Here is a 20,007-nt window from a genome sequence, read left to right as displayed (position 1 = left end):
TATTATAAAAAAGTTAATTTAAAAGCCTTTTAGGTTATACCAATTAATCTATAATTTCTTTTTCTGAATTTTTCATCAAACTAACTTTAACATCATCGATCGCATTATTTAATTGATTAATTTTTTCTTCTAAACTCATGCGACTATGTTCTATTTTTTCACTATCAAAGTTAGAATATTGAGAATTTTTAAGGTTAATTTCTTCTTCCCAATTTTCGCTTTTTTTGTTATTCTTATTAGCAATCACAGTACCAATAATACCACCGACGACACCGCCAATAATTGTGCCTAAGAGAAAACCACCGCCGAAATTATCTTTTTCACTCATAATATTTATTTATTTTCAAATGTTAATAACTGATTCCTTAATTATAGGATGTATATTGTTCAACTCAAAGACAAGGATTTTTGCGTCTTAGGTTAATAAAATAAATGTTGAGAAATCTTTGCATATTTAGAAGAAATATACAGATTTCATAATAAAAAACTGATATTTTGACCATTAATCATCTAATGTACCAAAAGCTCGATCGCCCGCATCCCCTAATCCGGGTACAATATAACCACGATCGTTAATTTCTTCATCAATCATAGCGGTATAAATAGTTAAGCTAGGATAATTAGCACTTAATTTTTGCAAGGCTGGAGGAGCTGTTACCACGGAAACAATACGGGTTAAATCAGGATTTCCACCCCGTTTAGTAATTTCTTCCATAGCTAACATAATAGAACCCCCCGTTGCTATCATAGGGTCTAAAATTAAAATACGAGTATCAGGTTCAAATTTTTTTGGTAATTTATTGAGGTAACAACTAGCTTCTAATGTTTCCTCGTTTCTAACTAATCCTAAGTGATAGGTTTTAGCTAAGGGTAATAATGTTTGGCATCCTTCCCAAAGAGTTAATCCTGCTCGTAAAATGGGGATAGTTACGATCGAAGTATCGGGAGAAATAAAAGTAGCAGAAGCGATGCTCAAAGGAGTTTCAACTTCAGTTTCTAGGGTGGGCAACCATTCTCGAATCGTCTCATAGGTTAACCAACGCCCTAACTCTACCATGGCAGTTTTAAAGAGAGTTGGGGGAGCATTTTTGTCTCTGGCTACCCCTAACCAATGCTTAATTAAAGGATGAGGAGGCACATAAATTCTTAACTGTGGAGGCATGAACTTTAACCCTGTGATGTCATTATCTATTGATATTATATAAGAGTTAGGTATTTGAGGTTAGATAAATCATAAGACTTCTTGCTGAAGTTGAGTAATAAGTTCAGAAATTTATATTTTCCACCCTAAGATACCTCAGTTCGATACAAGAATGTCTGATTTAGGTAGGTTGCAGGTTGCAGGTTTCAGGTGTAGTTTTCAGAAGATGATATAATTCGATCAAAAAATTGAACATAAACAAATCAATTAAGATATATTTTTTGTCAATTCTTTAACCTAATACCTAATACCTGACACCTAACACCTTTACAGCACCGAAAATTTTATGGTTCACTCAGGTTAAGATAGATTTTACCTTTATCTCCTCGCTCTAAATTCCTAACTCTTAACACCTCATGTTATAATGACGATGGTGATTTTTGTTACAAAACTTCACATTATTAGAATGAAACACTGTATAATAGTTTTATACAGAGTGGAAAAACTCAAAATAGAAAGTAATATATATCATGGAATTTTCCCCAAATCAACCACGGGCAATTATAACAGGTGCTAGTAGTGGAATTGGTAAAGCAACAGCCTTAGCTTTTGCGTCTTCTGGGATAGATTTATGTTTAATTAGTCGTTCTCAAGATAAATTAACAGAAGTAGCCCGTCAGGCACAAGAATATGGGGTAAAGGTAAAGACTGTTTCTGCTGATCTAAGTGAAGTATCGACAGTAAGGAGGACGGTACAGTCGATCGTGCAGGAATGGGATGGTATTGACATTTTAGTTAATAATGCTGGAATCGGTTATACCAATTTTTTGAGAGAAACTACCTTAGAGGATTGGCAAACAGTGTTAAATCTCAATTTAACCAGTGTTTTTGAATGTGTAATGGGGGTTTTACCATCCATGCGGACACAGGGTAAGGGAACGATCGTCAATGTAGCTTCCATCGCCGCTGACAATGCTTTTCCTGAATGGGGCGCTTATGCCATTAGTAAATCGGCTTTAGTCACTTTTAGTCAATGTCTGGCGGTAGAAGAAAGAAGTAACGGTATTCGAGTTACTACCATTTCACCGGGGGCAGTCAATAGCCCTATTTGGGATACTGACACCGTTAAGGTAAAATTAAATCGATCGGCAATGCTCAAACCAGAAACCGTAGCACAAGCAATTTTACACACCGTATTATTACCTCAAGAGGCAGTCATTGAACAACTAACCATTACTCCCAGTGTCGGCGCCTTATAAATAAATTTATTTTTAAATTCCTTGAAGTTTACATTTCTTGAGCTTTTCTAGTTGATGTAACTCAAATCTCAAGGGGCAACCCAAAACTTAAACTAATTTACTAACTTAACTATGACAGAATTTTCCAACGGTTCTAACTCTCCTAAAATTTCTCCTGATATTTCTTCCACTATCACTACAGAAGTTTACAATAACGTAGCCACTAGACCCGATCGAAATACCCATAACGGACAAGCAGTACAAATTCATCTCACTCAGGAAGAAAACAAACAACAAATGATGGAATCTGTGCGTGTTATGCTTGAATCTGTAGGAGAAGACCCAGAAAGAGAAGGGTTACTAAAAACCCCCAAAAGAGTTGCCGAAGCCATGCAGTTTTTAACTCAAGGTTATAGCCAATCCTTAGAAAAATTAGTCAATGGTGCTATTTTTGATGAAGGGCATAACGAAATGGTGTTAGTCAGAGATATAGACTTTTTCAGTCTTTGTGAACATCATATGTTACCTTTTATGGGGAGAGCGCACGTTGCTTATATTCCTAACCAAAAAGTTGTGGGATTGAGTAAATTAGCTCGAATTGTCGAAATGTATTCCAGAAGATTGCAAGTTCAAGAGCGTTTAACTCGCCAAATTGCTGAAGCAGTACAAACTATTCTTGATCCTCAAGGAGTAGCCGTTGTCATGGAAGCAAGTCATATGTGTATGGTGATGCGTGGAGTACAAAAACCCGGTTCTTGGACTGTCACCAGTGCCATGCTGGGCGTATTTCAGGAAGAAAATAAAACGAGAGAGGAGTTTCTCAATTTAATCCGTCATAAACCCAGTTTCCTTTAACTAGGATGTGATGAAAAGGTTTTTTTAGGTTTGGTTTAGTTTGTAGTAATGGCTTTAGCCGTTTATTTAATAAGGGTTAAAACCCTTACTACGAACTTTCCATTCTCTCTAATATTGACAATTAGCTGTAGTATTAAGAGTAATCACCATTTCATCGATGGCGCGTACTAATGCCGTACCCGATTGATTAGGATGATTAGCAATAATACTAAACACTAAAGTACCATACTGAGAATGATCAAGATAACCCGATAAAGCTCGAACTCCTGTTAAAGTCCCAGTTTTAGCGTGTACAAGACCTTGTACTGGTGTTTGTTTCATGCGGTTGCGCAATGTGCCACTAATTCCTGCGGTGGGTAAGGATGCGAAGAAGATTTCTCTTTGAGGATTGGAATACATTACCCTAAGAGTATCGACTAAAACTCTTGGTGTGGCTAGGTTACGGCGAGATAATCCCGAACCATCAGCAAAGTGGAAGCCTTGAGGATTAATGCCTAATTGGGCTAAAATTTGTTTTGCGACTGCACCTCCACCGATTCTTTTAAGTAGAGTGTCAGCGTAATAATTATCACTTCTTAAATTAGTCACGGCTACCCATTCCTGTAAGGATTTATTGGCGCTAATGGTGGTAGAAGGGGAAAGTCTTTGTAAAGCGGCTGCGGTGGTTAAAATTTTCATGTTGGAGGCAGGGATAAACCCTCGATCGGCATTATAATTATAGATAGTTTCACCATCAGAAAGTTTTTGTACCAAAATACCCCATCCTCCCCCGTAGCGTTTAATAATGGCTTCCATAGCAGGTGCAACGAAAGGACTACAAGCGTTAGTGGTAGAAGGTTTATTTTCTGGAGGTTGGACTTCTATGGGGATAGAAATAAAGTCTTGATTGTAATTATAATCGGTGAGGGTAGGTTCAACCCCTTGCGATCGAACAGGAGAAACCGATAATAATAAGGTTAGTAGGGATAAACTACAGATAAATTGTGGCTTTTTTAGCATAAGATTAATTTTTGACATAACTATAACTAGATTTTCCGTATTTTAATAATATATTTATTTTTTAAAGAAGGATGAGTACAAATCAACCCTCTCAAGAGATCATCAAAACTAAAACAACAGTTTATCATCTCGTTCGATCGTTTATGGTGAATCCTGTTTTTTCTCTTTATTTTCGAGGTAAGGTGACGGGGAGAGAGAAAATTCCCCCCAAGGGTAAGTTAATTATAGTGAGTAATCATGCTAGTGTTTTTGATCCTCCTTTGGTATCGGCGGCCATTACACGCCCTGTTGCTTACATGGCAAAGGAAGAATTATTTACAAAAAATGGTTTAAAACAGCTTATCACAGCTTTGGGCGCTTATCCTGTTAATCGGGAAGGTGTCGATCGAAAAGCGATACGTCAAGCCATTTCTCGACTGGAGGAAGGTTGGGCAACGGGGATTTTTATTGAAGGCACACGCACGAGTGACGGCAGAGTTCATGACCCCAAACTAGGTGCTGCGTTGATTGCATCAAAAGCACAAGCTCCTTTATTGCCTGTATGTTTATATGGTACAGAGAAAATCCTTGAATCGGGCAAAAAATTTCCCCGATCGATCGATATTCATATCAAAATAGGGGATATTATCGAGCCTCCCGTATCTGGAAAAAAAGAAGTATTAGAAGTCGTCACCCGTGAATGTGCCGATGCCCTTAATTCCCTCCATGACACCCTAAGAATTAAGAATTAAGAATTAAGAATTAAGAATTAAGAATTAAGAATTAGGAATTAAGAATTAAGAATTAAGAATTAGGAATTAAGAATTAAGAATTAAGAATTAGGAATTAAAGCACTTTCAACAATTTTGAGTTCAATTTATTGAACAATCTCTGTTAGTAGTCTAATTTATTACATGTTAGACTATTGATAACATCCCACTTTCCATTCTCCATTCGACCTTCTCCATTACCATTTAAGGATACCTTGATCTTCCCCTTTTTCTCGTTTAATTCTACTATCTTTTTCCATCCATAAAATAATTTGCTCACTGGTTAAATTTTCTATAGAAATTTCTAAATCTTGAGCGATTATTTGCAATAATTTGAAAGAAGAAATAGTGAGGCGAGTTAAAAATTTTTCTGATGAAGTTAATAGGGCTTTTTCTACTTCGATCGACTCTGTTTCTGTTAAAAATTGAGTATTTTCTAGCATAAATTATTAATCATTAATTAAGTAGTAAATTTTAAAATAGAATTTTATAACAAATTAAGGTAAATTATGATAATCTTAAATTTAGCCATAGCCAGGACTTGAAAATTATTAATTACCATTTAAAAAATAAAACTCATTCCATCGTAACCTACACTGACATTCTCTTAGTTTATAATAACAAAGAAAATCTCCATAATTAATGATTATTTTTTATCCAGAGAATAAATGAAAAGTAAAAAAAATAAAACTCTAATACCCATACCCACTTTATTAATTATCCTTACTGGAATTGTTGGCGCTACGGTATTAACTCCCACCCTCATTAAACTTCTGGAGGGGGTTATAGTTACAACTGAGCCAGTAGAGTATAGACTAGATGCACCTTCTGAAGTATTACTCTTAGCAGATGTTTCACCTGTCGATCGACAAACTGCTTTAGAGGCGATCGCCAATCAAGAGAAACCATCTTTAGACAGAAATAGAGCAAGATTTCTATTAGCTTCAGATATATTAAGAGGGGATTTTGATGGTGCAAAAGCCTTAAATTATTTAAAAAATTTAGAGAAAGAATATCCTATTTTAGCACCCTATATCTTATTAAGACAAGGGAGAGCTTATGAGTTAACAAATGACACCGAAAAAGCCCAAGAAATTTGGTTAAAATTAGTAACAGAATTTCCCGAAGATTTAGTTAGTGCCGAAGCCTATTATAAACTTGGTACTTATGATCAAAACTATTGGCAAGAAGCCATAAAAAGATTTCCTCAATATCCTCGTACTCATGAAATTGTCCGTACATTATTAAAAAAAGAACCCAATCAAAAAGACTTATTATTATTATTAGCAACCTATGATTTATCTCCTCAAACTAAAGGAGATTTAGACACATTAGTTAAGCAATTTGGCAAAGAATTAACTCCGCAACAATGGGATATAATAGGACAAAATTATTGGCAAAATAATCACTTTTTACAAGCCTCCCAAGCCTATATAAAAGGCACTTCTACCCCCGAACATTTATATCGTATTGCTAGAGGTTATCAAGTATCAAAGAAACCAACAGAAGCAAAAAGTTTTTATTTGAAATTGGTTAATGAATTTCCTGATGCGCCCGATACGGGGTTAGCTTTAAGAAGACTGGCAACCATGACACAAGGAGATGAAGCCTTGTCTTTCCTTAATCGTGTGGATAAAAGATTCTTAGAAGAAGCGCCTAAAGCCTTAAATCAAAAAGCCACTATCTTAACTGCCTTGGGAAGATTTCCAGAGGCAACCCAAGTCAGAAATCAACTATTACAAGAGTTTCCTAACTCTGAGGAGGCGGCGAATTATCGTTGGCAAGTAGCACAAGAATTTGCACGAGCAAATAATTTAGTCTCCGCTTGGCAATGGGCGCAACAAATTAGCGTCAATAATCCAGACAGTGATGTCGCACCAAAAGCAGGGTTTTGGGTAGGAAAATGGGCAGAAAAATTAGGGCAACCAGAAGAAGCCCAAAAGGCTTTTCAATTTGTCTTAGATAAACACCCTCATTCATACTACGCTTGGCGATCGGCTGTGCGATTAGGTAAAGATGTGGGAGATTTTACCACTATTCGCAGTTTACCATTAAAAGTAGAAACTCCCGTAGCTCGATCGATCCCTCCTGCAGGTTCAAATATGTTTAAAGAGTTGTTTTTATTAGGAGAAAATCAAGAAGCCATCGACTTATTTAGAGGGGAAATAGGCAATAAACCAGAAGTAACGGTATCAGAACAATTTATTCAAGGATTGATTCAACAAATTCAAGGTAAAAATTTACAAGGAATTAATACTATTTGGAGTTTAAAAAATCGTCGAGATAACCCCGAAGATTATCAAGAATGGCGAATCTTGCGTAATAGTCCAGAATATTGGTATGGTTTATTTCCCTTCCATTATGAAGATTTAATCGTAAAATGGTCAACGGAAAGAAAATTAAATCCCTTTTTGGTAGTGTCGCTGATTCGTCAAGAGTCGAGATTTGAGAAAGAAATTAAATCTCCCGTCGGCGCCACGGGATTAATGCAGATTATGCCCGACACGGGAAAATGGATTGCACCCCAAATCGGCATTAAAGAATATTCTCTCACCGATCCTAATGATAATATTAAGATGGGAACATGGTACTTAAACCATACCCACGAAACCTATAATGGTAACTCTTTACTTGCTGTTGCTAGTTACAACGCAGGACCTGGAAATGTGGCAAACTGGTTAAAACGTTATAGTTTGGATGATTTTGACGAATTTGTGGAAAATATCCCCTTCCCAGAAACTAAAGGTTATATCGAGACAGTTTTCGGCAATTACTGGAATTATGTCGAATTGTACGATCCTCAAATACAGGAAAGAATTGAAAATTAATGGAGAATTAAGAATTAAGAATTAAGAATTAAGAATTAAGAATTAAAAATTAAGAGTTAAGAATTAAAAATTAAGAGTTAAGAATTAAGAATTAACAATTATCAATTATCAATTATCAATTATCTTCTAGTCTTAAGAGTCTTCTAACTTCACCAAAAAACTATTTTGAGTTGCCGATGAGGTATAATAACGCCATGCGCACGGCAACTCCATTGGTGACTTGATCGGAAATTAAGCTATAGTTAGGATCATCCATTAATTCTGAACTTATCTCAACTCCTCTATTTACAGGTCCGGGATGTAATACTTTAACTTCTGGTTTACACCATTGTAATCGATCGAGGGTAATTCCGAACAATTGATGATACTCTCTAAGACTGGGTAATAAATAATCTGTCATGCGTTCTTTCTGTAATCTTAAAGTCATGACAAAATCGGCATTTTCTAAAGCTGGTTTTAAGTGCCAATGCAAAAATAATCTATCCTTATATTTATCCTCAACAATATCAGCAAATAGGGAGGGTAACAGAGTGGGAGAAGAAGCTAAATGAACTTGCGCACCACTAGCGAGTAAACTGTTGATATTAGAACGAGCTACCCTAGAATGAAGAATATCCCCGACAATGGCGATTTTTTTGTCTTTTAATAAGGAAATTTGAGGGTTTTTACTCTCTAAAGATGAGCAAATGGTAAACAAATCTAGTAATCCTTGGGAGGGGTGTTGATGTAAACCGTCACCGCCGTTGAAAATGCTTACCCCAGACTGCAATCTATCCATTTCTAAGGCAATATTTAAGGGCACTCCTGATTGACTATGACGAATTACCATGATATTCGCTCCCATTGCCAGATAGGTTTTGGCTGTATCTAAAATTGTCTCTCCTTTGGTTAAAGATGAAGTGCTGGGCGCAAAGTTTAATATATCTGCGGAGAGTCTTTTGGCGGCTAGTTCAAAACTACTACGAGTGCGAGTAGAAGGTTCAAAAAACATATTAGCTACAACTTGCCCTTGTAATGCGGGAACTTTTTTTGTGCGACTCTGTAAAACATCTTTAAAACTAGAAGCGGTAGTTAAAACGGTGTTATACTCCTCGATCGAAAAGTCTTCTAAGGATATAATATGTTTTCGTGTCCAAGATGTAGCAGTCATTTTCTATGATTTGAGAAGGTTTGATAAGATAATATTAAGCATTTTTCCCCTAATCTTATCCGGATGGAATGGATAACATTTTAGAGATTTTGCCTTAACTATCATACCCTGAGATGATATTCTATAGTTTGATAATAAGAGATTGATAGGTTTTAGCTAAAATACTTATAGATTAAAGTACTTAGTCACAATTCTTTTTTTTACTAACATAGTATTTATTCAACCTTATTTTTTATCCTTATTCAACAAATCCTAATCAATAATCACAAATTCACTAGATTAATTTTATCTTTTATTTTAAATAGTTTTCATGCAATTATTAGAATCCCACAATCAATGTCCCGATTGCGTTTTAATGGAATTAAGCGTTATTCCTAAAGAAAATACTAGCAATCAATTTGAGTTATATCTTAATCTTAAATTCAGTCAACAAGAAGAGGAAATCTTAGAAGGAAAAGTTAAATTTAGCCTTCGATCGAGCTTATTAATTTTAGAATTAAATAATATCACATTAGTCGAAAAAAGTCAAATAAATTCCCCTTTAATTAAATTAGTTGACTCAGTTTTTTCAGCACAACCTACATGGATAATTAAGCACACACCAGAGCAAAAATTTCTTCAAGATAATTTATCCAATGTTAAATTAGGGGTAGTGGAAGTTAAAGATTCACCCCATGAATTAACCGCCCAAATTATTGCAAAAAAAGCAGATATTTTTTTAACAGATATTGAAGGATTATGGCTTCATGATATTACTCCTAATAAACACGCAGTTTTAGAGAGAAAATTAGCGGAATTTATTGAAAAAATTTACTTAAAACCTTATATCAGTAAAACGATTTTTCAATCTCAAGACGGAATAAATTCTCCTAGTTTATGTCATGAAAATAAAGACAATATTTTGGTAGAAGATAGTAAATCATTGAAAAAAATTATTCAATTTATTTATCGAAGTCAAAAAGATAATTTTACAGAATTAGCGGAAATAGCAGGATTAAATCCCTTAACTGATTTTGCAGGAGGAGATTTAACAGGAGTTAATTTAAGTGGTTTAAATTTAAGTAGTAGTAATTTTTCTTATGGTAATTTAAGAGGTGCAGACTTAACAGATACGGATTTTAGTGAAGCTAATTTAAACCATATTAAGCTCAATGGTGCGGATTTAAGTGGAGCATATTTAGAGGGTGCAAATTTACAAAATGCTAGTTTACAAAATGCTAGTTTAGCCCTAGCTAATGCTATTGGTGCGAATCTTAGCTATGCTAATTTAACTAATACTAATTTACAAAATACTAGCTTAGGTCAAACTATTGTTAAAAAAGCGATTTTTTCCTCTAATTCAGGTTTAGATGAAGATACAAAAAAACAGTTAATTAAAGATGGTGCGATCGTGCATTAAGTAAGGGTTAATTCGATCGTTTTAAACTTTTCAGTGCGATCGCACAGTGCCGTTTCACGATCGAACTCTCATGGGCAGAAAATGCTTGGAATGACTATATTTATTGGCAAACCACAGACAAATTAGCTTTCATTAACTTTTTTGTATGAAATAAGTTATTATGATCAGAATAAAAATTAAATATAGTTAAATAATAGTTACAATGTCAATCAATGATGGAAAATAATTAACCATGAGAGAGACGATCGTATTTGAAATCAATCAAGAAGATGACGGTGGATTTATTGCAGAATGTCTGAGTGAAGATATTTTCACCGAAGGAGATAGTTGGGAAGAATTAAAGGAAAATATTACAGAAGCAGTGAAGGCTTTTTACTTCGATAAAACATTTATTCCCATTGTAAAATTACATTTAGTTAAAAATGAAACTCTAGTTATTCAATGAAAATACCAAGACTTTAAACTCTATTCTGAATAGCGTTGCTCGTCATAAAAACGTAACAAAACAAGATATTCTTAATACATTAATTTGACATTCGTATCTTTACGATAGCATATTTCGATCGAACCTAAAATAGCTTATCATTAGGATAAATTAAGCAATTCAATACGAAAGGATGAAATATCAACAACTAACAGCAATTATTGAAAAAGAGGGAGATGGTTATGTATCCCTTTGCCCTGAATTAGATATTGCTAGTCAAGGTGATACCATTGAAGAAGCTAGAAATAACCTTAAAGAAGCCTTAGAATTATTCTTTGAAACCGCATCTTCTCAAGAAATAGAAACAAGATTACATAATGAGATTTATATAACTCGTTTGGAGGTTGCTGTTGGGTAAATTACGCATACTTTCGGGGAAAGAAGTCTGTCGAATTTTGGCAAAATATGGATTTCAGCAAATACGTCAGAAAGGCAGTCATATCATAATGCAAAAAACCGTAGAAAATGGTACTATAACTGTTCCAATACCGAATCATGACACGATTAAAATAGGCACACTTCAATCTATTATTCGTCAATCTCAAATACCTAGAAAAGAATTTGAGTTATAACTAGAGCTATATTATAACTTTCTAATGTCTCGCCAGTTTTTAACTTTGCCTTCTTTTACTTCTTGATTTCCCTTTTCAAAAGCAGAACAGTTTTAGCAATTTTTACGAGAAAATCAAGCATTTTTAACCTTATTTTTTTGAAGTAATAAGGTTTTCCCCTGTACTTTGTATAATCTGAAAACCTTTATTTTTCATTCTTTAACCTGATACCTGATACCTGACACCTGACACCTATCCCCATCAAAAGACTTTTTCAGCAAACCCTAATTAATGACATTTTGTTAAAAAAGATTAATAATTAAGATGAGATAACTAATAGATGAGATAAAATGCAACCAACCGATCCGAATAAGTTTACTGAAATTGCTTGGGATGCCGTAGTGCGATCGCAAGATATTTGTAAAGAGTTAAAAAACCAAAACTTAGAAGTAGAACATTTAATACTAGCCTTATTAGAAGAAAATACGATCGCCACAAAAATTTTTAGTCAAGCCAATATTGATATAAACCTTTTAAATAAGCAATTACAGACATTTGCCACCCGTCAACCGAGAATGTTTAGCGTCAATCAGTTATACTTAGGACGTAGTTTAGATTCCATGTTGGATAGGGCGGAAATTTGTCGAGAAAGTTGGCAGGATGAATTTATCGGCATTTCTCATTTATTAGTCGCCTTTTCTGATGATCAACGTATAGGCAAAAAAACTCTTAAAAGTTTCAATATTGATCCTCAAGATTTTCAAATTAAAATTAAAGATTTTAAACTCAAAATTGAGAAAGAAGAAGCCCAAACCAGTGAGCCTGAAGAAACTATCGAAAAAGAGCCTCCTTTAACCAAATTTGGGCGAGATTTGACGGAAGAAGCCAAAGAGGGCAAACTTGATCCTGTTATCGGTAGGGATGATGAGGTAAGACGTGTTATTCAAGTATTGTCAAGACGATCGAAAAATAACCCCGTGTTAATTGGTGAGCCAGGGGTGGGTAAAACTGCGATCGCAGAAGGTTTAGCCCAAAGAATTGTTAACGGAGATGTGCCAGAATCTTTGAAAAATCGTCAATTAATTTCCCTTGATATGGGTAGTTTAATCGCTGGTGCTAAATATCGAGGACAATTTGAGGAGAGACTTCGATCGGTATTAAAAGAGGTGATAAATTCCGATGGACAGATAATTTTATTTATCGATGAACTTCATACCGTAGTGGGTGCAGGTTCAAGGGAAGGAGGCGCAATGGATGCAGGAAACCTGCTTAAACCTTTATTGGCAAGGGGTGAATTGCGTTGTATCGGGGCGAGTACCCTTGATGAATACCGTAAACACATCGAAAAAGACCCTGCTCTTGAAAGACGTTTCCAACAAGTGTATATCAAAGAGCCTAGCGTTGAGGATACCATCTCCATTTTACGGGGTTTAAAGGAGCGTTACGAAGTTCATCACGGGGTGAAAATTACGGATTCTGCTTTGATTGCGGCGGCAACTTTATCTCATCGTTATATTACGGGGCGATTTTTACCTGACAAAGCCATTGATTTAGTGGATGAAGCCGCCGCTAAGTTGAAAATGGAAATCACCTCGAAACCCGTTGAATTGGAAGTACTCGATCGACGTTTGATGCAATTGCAGATGGAGCAGTTATCATTACAAGGAGAGGAAAAAAATGATAAATCTGCGCAGGATAATTTAGAGCGCATCACCGCAGAAATTGACGATTTACAAATCAAACAACGGGAATTATCCTCTCAATGGCTGATTGAAAAAGAATTATTAGACGAAATTCACGCCTTAAAAGAGGAAGAAAAAGAGCTAAGATTGCAAGTTGAACAGGCTGAAAGAGCATACGATTTAAACACGGCGGCACAGTTAAAATATGGCAAATTAGAGACATTACAGCAAGATATTGAGAGTAAAGAAGGGAAATTGCTCGAAATTCAATCTCAGGAAAACGCCATGCTGAGGGAAGATGTCACAGAGTCAGATATTGCGGAAATTGTGGCAGGATGGACGGGAATCCCCGTTAACCGTCTTTTGGAAACCGAGCGCCAAAAATTATTACAATTAGAATCTCATCTGCACGATCGAGTTATCGGACAAAATGAAGCCGTAGCCATCGTTTCTGCCGCCATACGCCGTGCTAGAGCGGGAATGAAAGACCCTAGTCGTCCCATCGGTTCATTCCTGTTTATGGGTCCTACAGGTGTCGGAAAAACCGAATTAGCAAGGGCTTTAGCCGCCTTTTTGTTCGACTCCGAAGACGCTATGATCAGAATAGATATGTCTGAGTACATGGAAAAACACGCAGTATCAAGATTAATTGGTGCGCCCCCCGGTTATGTAGGTTACGAAGAAGGAGGGCAATTATCGGAAGCTATACGCCGTCGCCCCTATTCCGTTGTCTTACTTGACGAGGTAGAAAAAGCACATCGTGACGTGTTTAACATTCTTCTGCAAGTGTTAGACGATGGTAGAATTACTGACAGTCAAGGGCGCACGGTGGATTTTCGCAATACCATTATTGTCATGACTTCTAACCTTGGCGGTGAGTATATTTTGAAGTTGGCAGGGGATGATAAAAACTATGAAGCCATGAAAGAGAAGGTTTTAGTGGCGTTAAACAAGCATTTTCGCCCTGAATTTCTCAATCGTATCGATGACTTAATCATTTTTCATGGACTCAAGAAAGAGGAGTTACGGGAAATTGTCACTTTACAGCTTGTCAGGTTAGAAAAACTACTAGCAGAACAAAATATTTCGATCGAACTCACACCCGAAGCACAAGACTATATTGTGGATGTGGGTTATGATCCTACTTACGGTGCACGTCCATTAAAACGGGCTATTCAAAGGGAATTAGAAAACCCCCTTGCCACGAAAATTCTTGAAAATACTTTCACCGAAGGGGATAAAGTAATGGTAACACTAAAGGACGATCGATTGGTATTTGATAAAGATTCAGGAGTATAGAAAAATCTCGTTATGTATCGATAATTTTAGGGATATTAAGAAACAAAATGAGAAATATTAGAAAATCTATTGATAAAAACTCAACAAGAAAAATCTAATTTTCTCGAATTTTTAAATAACTATATAAATTGGCGATCGAAACAGTAAAATATTATAATGACAAAATAAATTGTTGAAGATTATAAAAAGCAAAATTATTATAATCCCAATAACGAGCTTTTGTTGCATCAATTAAACTTTTATCAGGATTTTTTTGACTTGCTAACCAAGCGTGTATTTTTGCTTTTGCCATATTTTTTGGTTGTTTTCCTGTTTGATTTTTGACACATTCAAAATAACTATCTATACAATCGATTATTGAATCATTTTCTATAGAATTAAGCAATAAATCTTCTAACATTCCTGAATTTTTATTATCAGGTAAAAAAAATAAACTAATCTTAATATGATTATTTTTAGCTATCAAATTATCTAAACTTTTAGGCATAGGTAATTTATGTTTATTTAAAATACTATTAACACTTTGAAATGCACTATGAATTGAATTATCAGCATATCTAGTTATTCCCAAAGATTTTAACTCATCAAAACCCGGTATTAATGGTAAAGTTTCCAAAAAGTTACTAAGATTATCTTTTCCTCCATAGGAAGTAATTAAAATCTCATTATTCAGATTCAGAATATTTATTAATTCACCAAAAAAAACTTCTTCTGCTTTACCTTCTCCTATTAATAATTTTTGTTGAGTAATCTTGGTTAGTTTAATCATTAACGCATCTCTAAATTTAGATCGATCGAAGTATTTATGGTATTTTTGTTATAGGTTAAAACTTTAATTTTATTACTGTCTTTTTTTCTTTCCAAACGATAATAACTAAAATTATATTCAGATAATTCATTAAAGGCTTTATGAGCAGATTCTATACATTCCATACTGTGAGTAGTAGCAAATATTTGAGTATTCATTTTATGAGAAATTAAATCTATTGCTTTCCAAATTTCCACAATTTTTGAATAATGTAATCCATTTTCAATTTCATCGATTAAAACTATGCCATTTTTAGTAGTAGCTATAGCTAATATTATTGATAATAAACGACATATTCCCTCTCCCATATACGCCATAGGAATTAATTCTCCGATACCAATATCTCCTGCAATCACAGGAAATCCTCCTTGAATTAATATAGCTAATCGTTGTAATCTTGGTTCTAATAATTTTAAAGTATCGACAATTTCTCCTTGACGATTTACTTTTTCTAAGTTGCTAAATCTTTCAACATCTTCTCTTGTAGAACGAATTGTAGAAGTAATAAAAACCCCTTGTATTAAGGTAATTTGTTCTCTTTTTCCGATTAAACCATTAGAAGTTAAAGTTAAACTAGAAATAAATTTTTGGTTATTTTTTTGATAAATAAAATTTAATTCATTTGGTATTAATTCAGTGGTTAAAGAGCTAAAAGATTGAGCATTTGAACCGTTAATATCTTCCGATGATGATAGTTTTAAATTGTCAGAATGAGTTAATTGTATTTCGACAATTTCTTTTATTCCTTCTTCATTAATTCCTGTTAGTTGAATGATATTATTAATAGATTTATTAGTAAATAACCAGCCCCATAAAGAATCAAGACTATGATTAAACTGCTCCATACCACGATACATATTTACTCTTAAAGCTAAATCGGGTACATTAGCACCTAAATATAAAAATATTGCTTCCAATAATGAAGTTTTACCGACATTATTCATGCCTCCAATTAAATTTAATCTAGCAATATTTTCTAGGTTTAATTCATCAAAACAACGATAATTTTTAATCCCAAATTTACTTAACATTTATTAAATATACTACCGACCTTTAAGATTCTGACATCGATCGAGCGCTTTTTGAGATAAACTATGATGACGATCGATAGATATACATTTTTCATAACAAGCCACCGCATCAGCAATTAAATCTAATTTTTCCAAAGCTAAACCCTTATGATACAAAGCAGACAAGAAATTAGGTTGCACCCCTAAAACCCTATCCCAACTAATAATTGCCTCTTTCCATTTACCTAAACTATATAACGCATTACCCCGATTATTCCATGAATGATAGTCATTGACATTAATAGCGATAGCTCGATCGAAACTATGGATAGCTTCCTCAAAACGGTTTAAATAAGCCAACGCACTCCCTCGATTATGCCATGCTTGAATAAATTGCTCATCTACACTTAACACTTGATCCCAAAATGCGATCGCTTCCTCTAAATCCCCTAATTCAGCTTTCTCTAAACCCAAATTAAATAAATCATTAACCGTTTCTGGTGACACAGACTCCTGAAAATGACTAGATTCTAACTCCGTTTCTTGGACAATTTTTTCCATAATCATCCCCGGATCAACAGTATTTATACCTAATTCTTTCGCCGTATTTTCCGCAAATTCGGGATTATTTTGTAGTAAAGAAAGCACATCACCCAAAGAACTAGCGGATTCCGTTAATTCATTCTCTGTTTCCGTCTCATTTTCTGTATTTAAGCGCGATCGTAAAGACTCCACGATCGGATTATTTTCCCGACGATTTAATAATTCTGTACCAATTTCATAAGCCAAATCTCCTACAGGACGCAAAAAAGGCAAAGAAGCCGTTACTTCCCCCAAAATAATCATTCTAGCTGCAAAATGATAATGAGGAGCAGGAGAAGCCATTAACTGATTACGGTAACGTTGTAACCAATCTAACCAAATTTCCACCGTTATTCTAGGGGTTAATTTTTCAAAAAATTGCTCAATGCGATTTTCCTGCCATCCATTCGCTACGCCTTGTAATAATTGATGGAATAAAAACTCCAGATCATTATCCTTTACAGAAGACATCGTTTTCTGGGGCGATGTTTTCCCATTATTGCTATTATTCCCATGGTGATTCTCATCCTCATCATTAAGAGGATCATAGGCTTGAATGGGAATTTGTTTAAGCCATTGTTGTAGTTTTTTGATCATTACCTTTTTTGCATTAACCGCTATTCCTAAATATATATTAGACATCTGCAAAAATTAAATTTTTTATGTCTCAAACTATTGTCAATTAAAGTTTAATCAAAATTATACTCATTACTCATTACTTTTCTTGAAAGCAAGATAACCATATTCGGAAACCTGATACCTAAAACCTGATACCTGCTACCTGTCTCAATATGTTCCATAGAGATTAGTCAAAAAATGTGAATAAATATTACTTACTTTGTTAAGGACTGTTGCGAAAAAAGAAATTTTTTTTAAGGGATGCCCGTTTTACCGTAAATTTTTATGTATATGCAATTTATAATCAATAACTGATTTAAAGAATTTTAGGAGAAAACGATCGTGACAATTAGGGTAGCAGTAGTAGGAGGAGGACCTGCCGGTTCTTCCGCCGCCGAAGTTTTAGCCAAAGCTGGAATTGAAACTTATATTTTTGAAAGAAAATTAGATAACGCCAAACCTTGCGGTGGTGCGATTCCTCTTTGTATGGTGAGTGAATTTGATTTACCACCCGAAATTATCGATCGAAGAGTGCGTAAAATGAAAATGATTTCACCCTCCAATATTGAAGTAAATATTGGTCAAACCCTCAAAGATGGTGAATATATCGGAATGTGTCGTAGAGAAGTCCTCGACGGCTTTATGCGCGATCGAGCCGCCAAATTAGGAGCAAACTTAATTAACGGTACAGTCTATCAATTAGACATTCCCAGTAACGATAAAGAGGCTTATACCCTTCACTACGCAGATCATTCTAACGGCACTGCTCAAGGGGAAATGAAAACCTTAAAAGTTGACCTCGTAATTGGTGCAGACGGTGCAAACTCCCGTATTGCCAAAGCCATTGACGCAGGAGACTATAACTACGCCATCGCCTTCCAAGAAAGAATCAGATTACCTGAAGACAAAATGGCATACTACGAAGACTTAGCAGAAATGTATGTTGGCAACGATGTTTCCCCCGACTTTTATGCTTGGGTATTCCCCAAATATGATCACGTTGCCGTTGGTACAGGCACAATGAAAGTCAACAAAGCCATTATCAAAGACTTACAAGCAGGAATCCGTCAACGGGCGGCTAAACGCTTAGAAGGTGGCGAAATCATCAAAGTAGAAGCCCATCCTATCCCCGAACATCCCCGCCCTCGCCGTGTAGTCGGTAGAGTTGCCTTAGTGGGAGATGCCGCAGGTACTGTTACCAAATCTTCTGGAGAAGGCATTTATTTTGCCGCCAAATCCGCCAGAATGTGTGCAGAAGTTATCGTAGAAACCAGTAATAATGGGCAAAAAGTGCCTAGTGAAGCAGATTTAAAAACCTACCTCAAACGTTGGGATAAACAATACGGTGCTACCTACCTTGTATTAGACATTCTTCAAAGAGTTTTCTATCGTAGTGATGCCACCAGAGAAGCCTTTGTGGAAATGTGTTCTGACATTGATGTACAAAAAATCACCTTCGATAGCTACTTATATAAAACCGTTGTGCCTAGTAATCCTTTAGTCCAAATGAAGATTACCGCTAAGACGATCGGAAGCCTATTAAGAGGCAACGCTTTAGCACCGTAATTAATGAATGAGGAATTAGGGGTTGCTGAAAAAGGCTTTTGATGGGGAGAGGTGTCAGGTATCAGGTGTCAGGTGTCAGGTTAAAGAATGAAAAATCAAGGTTTTCAGATCATATGAAATATAAATAAATACGCTATTGATTCAAGGAAATAAGGTTAAAAATGCTTGATTTTCTCGTAAAAATTGCTAAAACTGTGCAGTTTTTTGTTAATGTAGTGTGTCTAAAGCCTTAATTTTAATAGTTTTCTGATTTATTCAGCAAACCCGAATTAAGAATCGACTTTAGTAAAGATATTTGTTACATTTCATTAACGATAGTTAATGCTTCTTGTTTTAGATTTTTACTTAAATAAAAATTATTATTTTCTAAATCATCTAATAACGGTTTAATTGATTGAATAATTCCGCATTGTTTCGCTTGAATTAAAATCCCTATTGTACCAATAAAAGTAACTTTCATATTCCGAGCAACTTTACGAGCTTGTTGATCATCTAAAATTACTTTAACCTTAGTCTCATAAGCAAGGGTAATTGCTTCTGCTTCTCCATCATCAACAATCATTGTTAAAGCGCATACTAAACCTTTATCTGTAATATTTACAACATTTAACCAAGATAGAGTGAAACCAAATTCTTCAGCTACTTTAGGCGGAATTAAAATTGAGTCAAATAATTGGGGTAAAATTTCTAACTTACCAATTCTTTCTAATCCGATTAAACAGGTGCTATCGGCAATAATAATCTGATTCATAGCCCCAATTCTTCTCGCAATTCATTCGGCGAATAATTAAAAACAGGAATTTGATATTTGCCTAAAATTTCAATCAATGAAGACTTAGACAAACCTGCAATTTTAGAAGCCTGTCCTAATGTTATTTTCTGCAATTCATACATTTTAATCGCTAATAATAACTTAACTTCATCTTCAGAAATATGATCTGGTAGCTCTAAACTGACTTGTGTATTATTCATCGTTTTAATAACACTCAATTATATTTTAAATATCTATCATAAATTCATAGGTTAACACAACCTAAAACCTAACACC

At 34.9% G+C, this 20,007-nt stretch carries 20 protein-coding genes; 10 read left to right on the top strand and 10 right to left on the bottom strand.

All coding sequences use genetic code 11. The features are described from left to right. Positions 1 to 43: 43 nt before the first annotated feature. Both SYN6308_RS09675 and upp read right to left on the bottom strand, forming a co-directional pair. Complete coding sequence (locus SYN6308_RS09675) at positions 44 to 328, bottom strand: hypothetical protein (protein WP_017294241.1); 285 nt, start codon at positions 326 to 328, stop codon at positions 44 to 46. A 174-nt stretch (positions 329 to 502) separates the two neighbouring features. Then, complete coding sequence (upp, locus tag SYN6308_RS09670; protein WP_017294240.1) at positions 503 to 1,162, bottom strand: uracil phosphoribosyltransferase; 660 nt, start codon at positions 1,160 to 1,162, stop codon at positions 503 to 505. Positions 1,163 to 1,671: 509 nt separating this feature from the next. On the opposite strand from upp, the gene SYN6308_RS09665 reads away from it, so the two are divergent. Both SYN6308_RS09665 and folE read left to right on the top strand, forming a co-directional pair. After that, the gene (locus tag SYN6308_RS09665; RefSeq protein ID WP_017294239.1) at positions 1,672 to 2,400 is read left to right on the top strand and encodes an SDR family oxidoreductase; all 729 of its coding nucleotides are present in this window, start codon (positions 1,672 to 1,674) and stop codon (positions 2,398 to 2,400) included. A 111-nt stretch (positions 2,401 to 2,511) separates the two neighbouring features. Continuing rightward, positions 2,512 to 3,234 (top strand): GTP cyclohydrolase I FolE, encoded by a 723-nt coding sequence (gene folE, locus SYN6308_RS09660; RefSeq protein WP_017294238.1) that lies wholly within the window; start codon positions 2,512 to 2,514, stop codon positions 3,232 to 3,234. Positions 3,235 to 3,342: 108 nt separating this feature from the next. On the opposite strand, the gene dacB is transcribed toward folE, so the two are convergent. After that, positions 3,343 to 4,233 carry a D-alanyl-D-alanine carboxypeptidase/D-alanyl-D-alanine endopeptidase gene (gene dacB / locus SYN6308_RS09655; protein WP_017294237.1) on the bottom strand — a complete coding sequence of 297 codons (891 nt, stop codon included), beginning with the start codon at positions 4,231 to 4,233 and terminating at the stop codon, positions 3,343 to 3,345. Positions 4,234 to 4,304: 71 nt separating this feature from the next. Here dacB and SYN6308_RS09650 point away from each other — a divergent pair, with 71 nt between their 5' ends. Beyond that, the gene (locus SYN6308_RS09650; protein ID WP_017294236.1) at positions 4,305 to 4,964 is read left to right on the top strand and encodes a lysophospholipid acyltransferase family protein; all 660 of its coding nucleotides are present in this window, start codon (positions 4,305 to 4,307) and stop codon (positions 4,962 to 4,964) included. Between the two features lie 215 nt (positions 4,965 to 5,179). Here SYN6308_RS09650 and SYN6308_RS09645 read toward each other — a convergent pair whose 3' ends face one another. Continuing rightward, complete coding sequence (locus tag SYN6308_RS09645) at positions 5,180 to 5,425, bottom strand: hypothetical protein (protein WP_017294235.1); 246 nt, start codon at positions 5,423 to 5,425, stop codon at positions 5,180 to 5,182. Positions 5,426 to 5,650: 225 nt separating this feature from the next. Here SYN6308_RS09645 and SYN6308_RS09640 point away from each other — a divergent pair, with 225 nt between their 5' ends. Continuing rightward, entirely contained in the window at positions 5,651 to 7,810 is a 2,160-nt protein-coding gene (locus SYN6308_RS09640) for a lytic transglycosylase domain-containing protein (RefSeq protein WP_017294234.1), read from the top strand. A gap of 160 nt (positions 7,811 to 7,970) precedes the next feature. Here SYN6308_RS09640 and SYN6308_RS09635 read toward each other — a convergent pair whose 3' ends face one another. After that, the gene (locus SYN6308_RS09635; protein WP_017294233.1) at positions 7,971 to 8,960 is read right to left on the bottom strand and encodes an aspartate carbamoyltransferase catalytic subunit; all 990 of its coding nucleotides are present in this window, start codon (positions 8,958 to 8,960) and stop codon (positions 7,971 to 7,973) included. 310 nt (positions 8,961 to 9,270) lie between these two features. On the opposite strand from SYN6308_RS09635, the gene SYN6308_RS09630 reads away from it, so the two are divergent. The 5 genes from SYN6308_RS09630 (at position 9,271) to clpB (ending at position 14,375) form a co-directional block, all read left to right on the top strand. Further along, on the top strand, positions 9,271 to 10,359 hold the full coding sequence (locus SYN6308_RS09630; RefSeq protein WP_017294232.1) for a pentapeptide repeat-containing protein: 1,089 nt from the start codon (positions 9,271 to 9,273) through the stop codon (positions 10,357 to 10,359). A 232-nt stretch (positions 10,360 to 10,591) separates the two neighbouring features. Beyond that, a complete protein-coding gene (locus tag SYN6308_RS09625; RefSeq protein WP_017294231.1) occupies positions 10,592 to 10,804 on the top strand; it encodes a type II toxin-antitoxin system HicB family antitoxin in 213 nt (70 codons plus the stop codon). A gap of 172 nt (positions 10,805 to 10,976) precedes the next feature. Beyond that, complete coding sequence (locus tag SYN6308_RS09620; protein WP_017294230.1) at positions 10,977 to 11,201, top strand: type II toxin-antitoxin system HicB family antitoxin; 225 nt, start codon at positions 10,977 to 10,979, stop codon at positions 11,199 to 11,201. Then, positions 11,194 to 11,415 carry a type II toxin-antitoxin system HicA family toxin gene (locus SYN6308_RS09615; RefSeq protein ID WP_026102003.1) on the top strand — a complete coding sequence of 74 codons (222 nt, stop codon included), beginning with the start codon at positions 11,194 to 11,196 and terminating at the stop codon, positions 11,413 to 11,415. Before SYN6308_RS09620 ends, SYN6308_RS09615 begins: the two co-directional genes overlap by 8 nt. Before the next feature lie 329 nt (positions 11,416 to 11,744). Then, the gene (clpB, locus tag SYN6308_RS09610) at positions 11,745 to 14,375 is read left to right on the top strand and encodes an ATP-dependent chaperone ClpB (protein WP_017294228.1); all 2,631 of its coding nucleotides are present in this window, start codon (positions 11,745 to 11,747) and stop codon (positions 14,373 to 14,375) included. Positions 14,376 to 14,526: 151 nt separating this feature from the next. Here the strand turns inward: clpB and SYN6308_RS09605 are convergent, their stop codons facing one another. The 3 genes from SYN6308_RS09605 to SYN6308_RS09595 are packed head-to-tail and all read right to left on the bottom strand — an operon-like array spanning position 14,527 to position 17,417. Next, the gene (locus tag SYN6308_RS09605) at positions 14,527 to 15,144 is read right to left on the bottom strand and encodes a DUF3226 domain-containing protein (protein ID WP_017294227.1); all 618 of its coding nucleotides are present in this window, start codon (positions 15,142 to 15,144) and stop codon (positions 14,527 to 14,529) included. Then, a complete protein-coding gene (locus SYN6308_RS09600) occupies positions 15,144 to 16,214 on the bottom strand; it encodes an AAA family ATPase (protein WP_017294226.1) in 1,071 nt (356 codons plus the stop codon). The genes SYN6308_RS09605 and SYN6308_RS09600 overlap by 1 nt, the downstream gene beginning before the upstream one ends. A 12-nt stretch (positions 16,215 to 16,226) precedes the next feature. Continuing rightward, positions 16,227 to 17,417 carry a tetratricopeptide repeat protein gene (locus tag SYN6308_RS09595; protein WP_237741278.1) on the bottom strand — a complete coding sequence of 397 codons (1,191 nt, stop codon included), beginning with the start codon at positions 17,415 to 17,417 and terminating at the stop codon, positions 16,227 to 16,229. A gap of 318 nt (positions 17,418 to 17,735) precedes the next feature. Between SYN6308_RS09595 and chlP the strand changes: the two genes are divergently transcribed. Continuing rightward, positions 17,736 to 18,959, top strand: a complete 1,224-nt coding sequence (gene chlP / locus SYN6308_RS09590; RefSeq protein ID WP_017294224.1) for a geranylgeranyl reductase — start codon at positions 17,736 to 17,738, stop codon at positions 18,957 to 18,959. A 298-nt stretch (positions 18,960 to 19,257) separates the two neighbouring features. Here chlP and SYN6308_RS09585 read toward each other — a convergent pair whose 3' ends face one another. Together SYN6308_RS09585 and SYN6308_RS09580 are read right to left on the bottom strand one after the other, a co-directional pair. Continuing rightward, on the bottom strand, positions 19,258 to 19,710 hold the full coding sequence (locus tag SYN6308_RS09585; RefSeq protein ID WP_017294223.1) for a DUF3368 domain-containing protein: 453 nt from the start codon (positions 19,708 to 19,710) through the stop codon (positions 19,258 to 19,260). Continuing rightward, positions 19,707 to 19,931 (bottom strand): UPF0175 family protein, encoded by a 225-nt coding sequence (locus tag SYN6308_RS09580; RefSeq protein ID WP_017294222.1) that lies wholly within the window; start codon positions 19,929 to 19,931, stop codon positions 19,707 to 19,709. The genes SYN6308_RS09585 and SYN6308_RS09580 overlap by 4 nt, the downstream gene beginning before the upstream one ends. Positions 19,932 to 20,007: the final 76 nt, after the last annotated feature.

The sequence above is a fragment of the Geminocystis herdmanii PCC 6308 genome (genome assembly GCF_000332235.1).
GTDB classification, from domain to species: domain Bacteria; phylum Cyanobacteriota; class Cyanobacteriia; order Cyanobacteriales; family Cyanobacteriaceae; genus Geminocystis; species Geminocystis herdmanii.
Note: the sequence above shows the minus strand (reverse complement) of the source record. Positions and strands in the feature narration are given on the sequence as shown.

Excerpts from the sequence above, each read along its gene's own strand:
- dacB (WP_017294237.1), bottom strand. The coding sequence starts at position 4,233 with ATGCTAAAAAAGCCACAATTTATCTGTAGTTTATCCCTACTAACCTTA.
- folE (WP_017294238.1), top strand. The coding sequence starts at position 2,512 with ATGACAGAATTTTCCAACGGTTCTAACTCTCCTAAAATTTCTCCTGAT.
- SYN6308_RS09620 (WP_017294230.1), top strand. The coding sequence starts at position 10,977 with ATGAAATATCAACAACTAACAGCAATTATTGAAAAAGAGGGAGATGGT.
- SYN6308_RS09600 (WP_017294226.1), bottom strand. The coding sequence starts at position 16,214 with ATGTTAAGTAAATTTGGGATTAAAAATTATCGTTGTTTTGATGAATTA.
- SYN6308_RS09605 (WP_017294227.1), bottom strand. The coding sequence starts at position 15,144 with ATGATTAAACTAACCAAGATTACTCAACAAAAATTATTAATAGGAGAA.
- upp (WP_017294240.1), bottom strand. The coding sequence starts at position 1,162 with ATGCCTCCACAGTTAAGAATTTATGTGCCTCCTCATCCTTTAATTAAG.
- SYN6308_RS09635 (WP_017294233.1), bottom strand. The coding sequence starts at position 8,960 with ATGACTGCTACATCTTGGACACGAAAACATATTATATCCTTAGAAGAC.
- SYN6308_RS09665 (WP_017294239.1), top strand. The coding sequence starts at position 1,672 with ATGGAATTTTCCCCAAATCAACCACGGGCAATTATAACAGGTGCTAGT.
- clpB (WP_017294228.1), top strand. The coding sequence starts at position 11,745 with ATGCAACCAACCGATCCGAATAAGTTTACTGAAATTGCTTGGGATGCC.
- SYN6308_RS09645 (WP_017294235.1), bottom strand. The coding sequence starts at position 5,425 with ATGCTAGAAAATACTCAATTTTTAACAGAAACAGAGTCGATCGAAGTA.
- SYN6308_RS09675 (WP_017294241.1), bottom strand. The coding sequence starts at position 328 with ATGAGTGAAAAAGATAATTTCGGCGGTGGTTTTCTCTTAGGCACAATT.
- SYN6308_RS09585 (WP_017294223.1), bottom strand. The coding sequence starts at position 19,710 with ATGAATCAGATTATTATTGCCGATAGCACCTGTTTAATCGGATTAGAA.
- SYN6308_RS09595 (WP_237741278.1), bottom strand. The coding sequence starts at position 17,417 with ATGTCTAATATATATTTAGGAATAGCGGTTAATGCAAAAAAGGTAATG.
- SYN6308_RS09650 (WP_017294236.1), top strand. The coding sequence starts at position 4,305 with ATGAGTACAAATCAACCCTCTCAAGAGATCATCAAAACTAAAACAACA.
- SYN6308_RS09630 (WP_017294232.1), top strand. The coding sequence starts at position 9,271 with ATGCAATTATTAGAATCCCACAATCAATGTCCCGATTGCGTTTTAATG.
- SYN6308_RS09625 (WP_017294231.1), top strand. The coding sequence starts at position 10,592 with ATGAGAGAGACGATCGTATTTGAAATCAATCAAGAAGATGACGGTGGA.
- SYN6308_RS09580 (WP_017294222.1), bottom strand. The coding sequence starts at position 19,931 with ATGAATAATACACAAGTCAGTTTAGAGCTACCAGATCATATTTCTGAA.
- SYN6308_RS09640 (WP_017294234.1), top strand. The coding sequence starts at position 5,651 with ATGAAAAGTAAAAAAAATAAAACTCTAATACCCATACCCACTTTATTA.